5 protein-coding genes are annotated in these 5,403 nt (G+C 71.5%); 4 read left to right on the top strand and 1 reads right to left on the bottom strand.

Annotation, left to right across the window (positions count from 1 at the left end; all coding sequences use genetic code 11):
• Positions 1–137: NmrA family NAD(P)-binding protein (locus tag ACFU7Z_RS35550; RefSeq protein ID WP_380782135.1), on the bottom strand; the 137-nt coding region annotated here is incomplete at its 3' end.
• 104 nt (positions 138–241) lie between these two features.
• Between ACFU7Z_RS35550 and ACFU7Z_RS35545 the strand changes: the two genes are divergently transcribed.
• The 4 genes from ACFU7Z_RS35545 (at position 242) to ACFU7Z_RS35530 (ending at position 5,265) form a co-directional block, all read left to right on the top strand.
• The gene (locus tag ACFU7Z_RS35545; protein WP_380782133.1) at positions 242–802 is read left to right on the top strand and encodes a TetR/AcrR family transcriptional regulator; all 561 of its coding nucleotides are present in this window, start codon (positions 242–244) and stop codon (positions 800–802) included.
• Between the two features lie 395 nt (positions 803–1,197).
• Positions 1,198–1,788, top strand: coding sequence for a toll/interleukin-1 receptor domain-containing protein (locus tag ACFU7Z_RS35540; RefSeq protein ID WP_380782131.1), 591 nt, complete (start codon positions 1,198–1,200; stop codon positions 1,786–1,788).
• Positions 1,785–3,218 carry a TIR domain-containing protein gene (locus tag ACFU7Z_RS35535; protein ID WP_380743105.1) on the top strand — a complete coding sequence of 478 codons (1,434 nt, stop codon included), beginning with the start codon at positions 1,785–1,787 and terminating at the stop codon, positions 3,216–3,218. The genes ACFU7Z_RS35540 and ACFU7Z_RS35535 overlap by 4 nt, the downstream gene beginning before the upstream one ends.
• A gap of 4 nt (positions 3,219–3,222) precedes the next feature.
• Positions 3,223–5,265 (top strand): hypothetical protein, encoded by a 2,043-nt coding sequence (locus ACFU7Z_RS35530; protein ID WP_380782129.1) that lies wholly within the window; start codon positions 3,223–3,225, stop codon positions 5,263–5,265.
• Positions 5,266–5,403 lie beyond the last annotated feature (138 nt).

Here is a 5,403-nt window from a genome sequence, read left to right as displayed (position 1 = left end):
GCCCGGGCCCGGGCCGTCGCCGGGTCGCGGACCAGCGCGCGGACGGCGACGCCCGCTTTCAGCAGGGCTCGGGCGGTGGCGCCGCCCTGCTGACCGGTGGCACCGACGACCAGGACGGGGGCTGACTGTGCGCTCATACGAGCTCCTCACACGGCACCGGAAAGAAAACGGCGGGGCCCGCCGTGTCTGCTCGAGTACGATACGGAGGGCCCCGCCACTTAGCAAGTACGGAGACGACGCCATGACAGCCCAACGCGCGGACGCCCGACGCAACCGCGCGCGGATCCTCGCCGTGGCCGAGGCGGAGGTCGCCGCCCACGGCGCCGACGCCTCCCTCGAACAGATCGCGCGCATCGCCGGCGTCGGCTCGGCCACGGTGCGCCGCCACTTCCCCGACCGCCGGTCCCTGCTGGAAGCGGTCTTCAGCCAGAGGGTCGACGCGCTGTGCTCCCGCGCCGCGGACCTCGCCGACGCCGACGATCCCAGGACCGCGCTCCTGGATTGGCTGGGCGCGCTCACGACCTACGCGGCCTCCGCCCGGGGCATGGCCGACGCACTGGTCCCGGCCGGCACCGGCGGCGGGAACCACGTCGACGCCTGCTCGGCACGCCTGGGAAGCGCTGTCGACCCCCTGCTGCACCGGGCCGCCCGCGCCGGCGCGGTGGCACCGGAGGTGACCACCGCCGACCTGGTCGCGCTGGTGACGGGCCTGGCCCTCGCCACCGAACACCACCCGACCCCCGCCGCCGAGGCACACCGGCTCCTCGCCCTGGCTGTGCGGGGGATCAGTCCCCGAGGATGAGACGGGCGGGCCCGTAGTGCCGCACCGGCCGGACGACGGCCGGGGTGACGCCGGGGAGGCCGGTTCAGGGCACCGGCACCACCCTCCCGAAGACCTCTCCCGCCACGATCGGGTACTGAGACGGGCGGAACTTGCGACGCCGGTCGCCGCCCTCACGGGCAACGACGAGCACGGTGACCCGCTCCACGAGCGCGTGGGCGGGTCAGGCGCGGCCGGGCAGACGGCCAACGAGGCTTCCGAGCAGCGTGATTGAGGCGTCGGACATCCCGGTCGACAGCCCGGGGCCTCGTCCGTCACGGCCTCTCGGGCCGTCACCGGATCGTGGCACCCCGAAGAAACCCGGTGATACCTCAAAAGCACCGGCGGCTCTTGGGGGCAGGGATTACCCTCCGGGTATGGGGTCATGGGAAGTTGGGATCGCTGTCGCCGGCGCGGTCGGTGCCTTGCTCACGGCCGGGGCCACGGCGCTCTCGACCGGAGTCGATGTGCGTGAGCGGCTGTCACGGCTACGGCGTCCCCGGGACACCCCACCCGCGCTGGAGCCCGCCGCCGATGCCGCCACCGAACTCGGCGACACGTACGACGCGTTCGTCTCCTACGCCTCGGTGGACACCGAGGCGGCGCAGACCCTTGCCACCGGACTGCGTGCCGAGGGGCTGCGGGTCTTCCTGGCCGAGTGGATCGGCCCGGGGCTGGTGGAGAGCCTGGAGAAGGAAGCGGCCCTGCGCGTCACGGCCAACGGGCTCCTGCTCTTCAGCAGCGCGACGATGAACGACGCCGCGATCCGCGACGAGTACGCGGTGCTGCTCCAGCGCGTGCACACCGGTGGACGGCGGTTCATCCCCGTGCTCGTGGATGACGTGGAACTGCCGCCCTTCGCCAGGATCCGCCGGCCCGCGGACCTGCGGAATCCCGGCAGCGAGCCCTACGACGTGAGCCTCGCCGCGCTGGTGCGGGCGGTACGGCCGCGGGGCGAAGCCTTATGACCCAGGTGTTCCTCTGCTACGCCAGGGAGGACGCCGACTGGGCGAGGGTACTGGCAGCCCGTCTCGGGCGGAGCGACCTGACCGTCCTCTTCGACGAGTGGGACGTGCTGCCCGGTGACGTGAGCGTGCACCACGCCGAGGCGGCGATCGAGGACGCCGGATGTGCCCTGGTCGTCATCAGCCCGGCCTCACGCGCCTCGTCCTGGGCCCGCGAGGAGTACGCGGCCCTGGTCACGGCCGGAGCGCGGCGGCGGCTGCGGCTCATTCCGCTGCTGATCGGGGACGCCCCTCTCCCGCCCCTGGCCGCGAGCCGGGTCTGGCGCGACTTCAGGACCCCGGACGCCGCCGACTACGAGCGGAAGGTCGACGAACTCGTCGCCGCCATCCGCGGTGAGAGCGTCCGGCCCGGTCCCGGCGGATCCGTCGCACCGGGACACGCGGAGAACATCGCGTCGGCCCAGCCTTCACCTCCCCGGCCCCTCGTGCCTCCCGACGAGCCCGCCGTCGTCCTCTGCTACGACAAGGCCGACACGGCGTACGCCCACGCGCTCGCCGACCAGGTGAGAGGAGCCGGACTGCGGGTCTGGTCGGTCGCGGACCTGAGGGCCGGGGACTCGCACGTCTGGGTGAGGCGCCAGCAGTTGGACTTCGCGACGGCCGTGATCGTGTTGATGTCACCGCAGTCCCAGAACTCCGACGACATCACGGACATGATCCTGGAGGCGATGCACCACCAGCGCCCCTTCTTCCCGGTCCTGCTCGACGGGCAGCGCAACTACCTTCTGGCCCACACCTGGTACGCCGACGCCCGGGACGGCCGGCTGCTGAGCCCGGAGGAGCTCCTCCGGCTGCGGGACATCGACACCGCCTCCCGGAACGGCAGCACGCCGGACGAGATGTCCTCCCTGTTCCCGGCTCCGCTCCAGCGACCCGCGGCGCAGACGGTGCGGGTGCCGGAGGCCGTCTCCCTCGGACGCCTCGACGGCTGTCTCGCCGAGCACAACTTCGCGCACGCGGATCTCCAGACCACCGCCATCGTGCTGGAGGCGGCCGGCCGTCTCGACGAGGGCTGGCTGGGCACCCGCCACGCGCGCCGGATCCCCGTCGAGGTCCTGGCCCGTGTCGACGGCATATGGGCCGACCACACGCACGGACGGCAGGGCTGGAGCGCCCAGGCGGCCCGGGCCGCGGTGCGCGGCAACCGGCACGCGGACTTCCTCGCGCTGTCGGTGGCCTGCGGCTGGCGGAGCTCCGCCGACGCGCTGGTGCCGCGCTTCTACCACGAGCTGACGGAGCGGGCGGGGCCCGGCCCCCGCGGCGCGTACTACCCGACGCTGCGCAATCCGCAGAACGAGCCGTTCAACCACTGGTACGACGAGTGGACTTCCACGGTTCTGGCCGTGCATCTGCGCAGGGGGGACAGGAGGTGAGCCGGTGAAGTGGACGGACCGGGTGGATCTGGCGATCTACCTGGTCGGATCCCTGGCCGCGCTGTGCTCGCTGGCCGTCTGCGCTCGACTGGCGCTCTACGTCCACGCGTCGGTGAACGTCTTCGGCGTCCTGGCCCTCTCCCCCCGCGTCACCCGGAAAACGGACCCGCCCGATCAGAAGAGCGGGAAGAAGCACAGGAAAGAGACGCCCGCTCCCGCCCGGGGCTGTGTCCCGCTCTTTCTCCTGGTCTACATCACCGCTACAGAGGTGTGGCTCATGCAATTCACGGTCATCGTCGTTCTCCTACTCCTCCTGGCGATCTCCGGTGCCGTCGGCCGGCTCAGTCTCCGCTACGTGCCCCCCGGCCACATCGGCATCGTACGGCGCCTGAACGGCCGGACTCATCCGGATTTCCCGCAGGTCACCCCGCACGCCACCCACGGGGTGCTCGCCCGCACGCTCCTGCCCGGGCGCCACTGGATGACACCGTTCGTCTACGAGGTCCAGGTCGTCCCCCGGACGCGGGTGCCGGAGGGCAAGATCGGCCTGGTCAGGGCGAAGGCGGGCCGGACGCGGCCGGGGAACCGGGCGCTGGCGCTGCCGGTGCCCTGCGACGACTTCCAGGACGGCGTGAGGTTCCTGCTGAACGGCGGGGAACAGGGCACACAGATCGGCGTGCTGGCCGGCGGACAGACCTACTCCATCAACACGGAGCTGTTCCGGGTGACGCTGGTGGACCGGGTCCACGTTCCGGCGGGCACCATCGGCCTGGTCGACGCGAGGGCCGGCGGGAACCGACCGCCCGGGGCGCTCTTCGGTCCGCACGTGGAGTGCGACGACTTCCAGGACGGCGCACGGTTCCTCACCGGCGGCGGTCAGCAGGGCAAGCAGCTCGCCATCCTCCAGGGCGGTGCCTACTACGACATCAACCCGGCCCTGTTCGACGTCATCACCACGCACAACGTGGAGGCGCGCGGCGGACCGCTGGAAGCACGGCACTTGAAGCAGATCGCCATTCCCGCCGACCAGACCGGCGTGGTGATCACGCTCGACGGCGCGGATCCGGGAGAGGACGACCAGGCGGGACCACCGGTACCGGGCCATCAGGGGTTCCGCCTGCCATGGGTGTTCCTGCAGAACGGCGGCCGCCGGGGGGTGCAGGAGGAAACCCTGAGCGGGGGAACGGTCTCCGCGCTCAACCCGTACTTCATCCGCGTCATGCTGATCCCGACGCACCTCCTCGCCCTGGAATGGGACGAGAAGACGCCCGCGGAGCAACAGAACTACGACGTGCATCTGGGGAGGATCACGGCCACCGTGCAGGGCTACCGGCTGTTCGTGGACGTGAAGCAGCTCATCCGGATTCCCGCCCAGTCCGCTCCCGGACTGGTCAGGCGGAACGGCGGAGCCCAGATCTCGGACATCGGCGGCCTCGACTACAACCGGATGCCCGTCCAGCGCTTCGTACAACGCGTCCTGGGCGCCATCGTCACCACGTACTTCAACCAGATCGCCACCGCGTCGACCGTGCTGGAGTTCGTGAAGAACTACCGGGACACCCGGCTCGAACTCGCCACCCTCGTGGAGAACGAACTCCGGGACTGGGGAGTGGAGTCCAAGGGCACCCACCTGGGCGTGTTCCGGGCCGAGGACGAGAGGCTCAACGAGATGCTCAAGCGGACGGCCGACGAGGAGATGGAGAGCGAGAAGCTCGCGCTGCAACTGGAGAACGCGGAACGCGAGGACGCGATCGACAAGGTGCGGGTGGAAGCGGAGAGGCGGCGCGTGAAGCTGGAGCTGGAGGCCGAGATCCAGGTCCTCGGCCTGGAGAACGTCATGGTGCTCAAGATGCTCAGGGAGATCTCCCAGGCGCCCGTTCCGCAGATCGTCAGCGGGGGCGACCTCTCGGCGTTCCTCGAAACGCTGCCGATCACTCGTCTCGACGGGCTGATGGACCGGATGCGCACCCTGCGCAGGGGGCCCGGGATCGAGGGCGCGGAGCGGCCCTCGCTACCCGAGGCGGAGCGCGGGGAAGCCGGGCGGTAAGGAGCCCGACACGGCGCCGGTGCCCGTCCTCCCCCCACGCCCCCGCCGCCGCGGTGACCCGATGAGCCCGACGGCCGGCTGCTCCCCGGCCATGGTCGTGCCTGCCGGTGCGCGCGCCGGCAGGCACCGCCATGGCCG

Origin of the sequence: Kitasatospora sp. NPDC057518 (assembly GCF_042802075.1) — a bacterium.
In the GTDB taxonomy this organism is placed as follows: Bacteria; Actinomycetota; Actinomycetes; order Streptomycetales; family Streptomycetaceae; genus Kitasatospora.
This window is presented reverse-complemented; position numbering and strand designations above follow the sequence as displayed.

Coding starts and splice junctions, on each gene's coding strand:
- ACFU7Z_RS35545 (WP_380782133.1), top strand. CDS start 242: ATGACAGCCCAACGCGCGGACGCCCGACGCAACCGCGCGCGGATCCTC.
- ACFU7Z_RS35540 (WP_380782131.1), top strand. CDS start 1,198: ATGGGGTCATGGGAAGTTGGGATCGCTGTCGCCGGCGCGGTCGGTGCC.
- ACFU7Z_RS35535 (WP_380743105.1), top strand. CDS start 1,785: ATGACCCAGGTGTTCCTCTGCTACGCCAGGGAGGACGCCGACTGGGCG.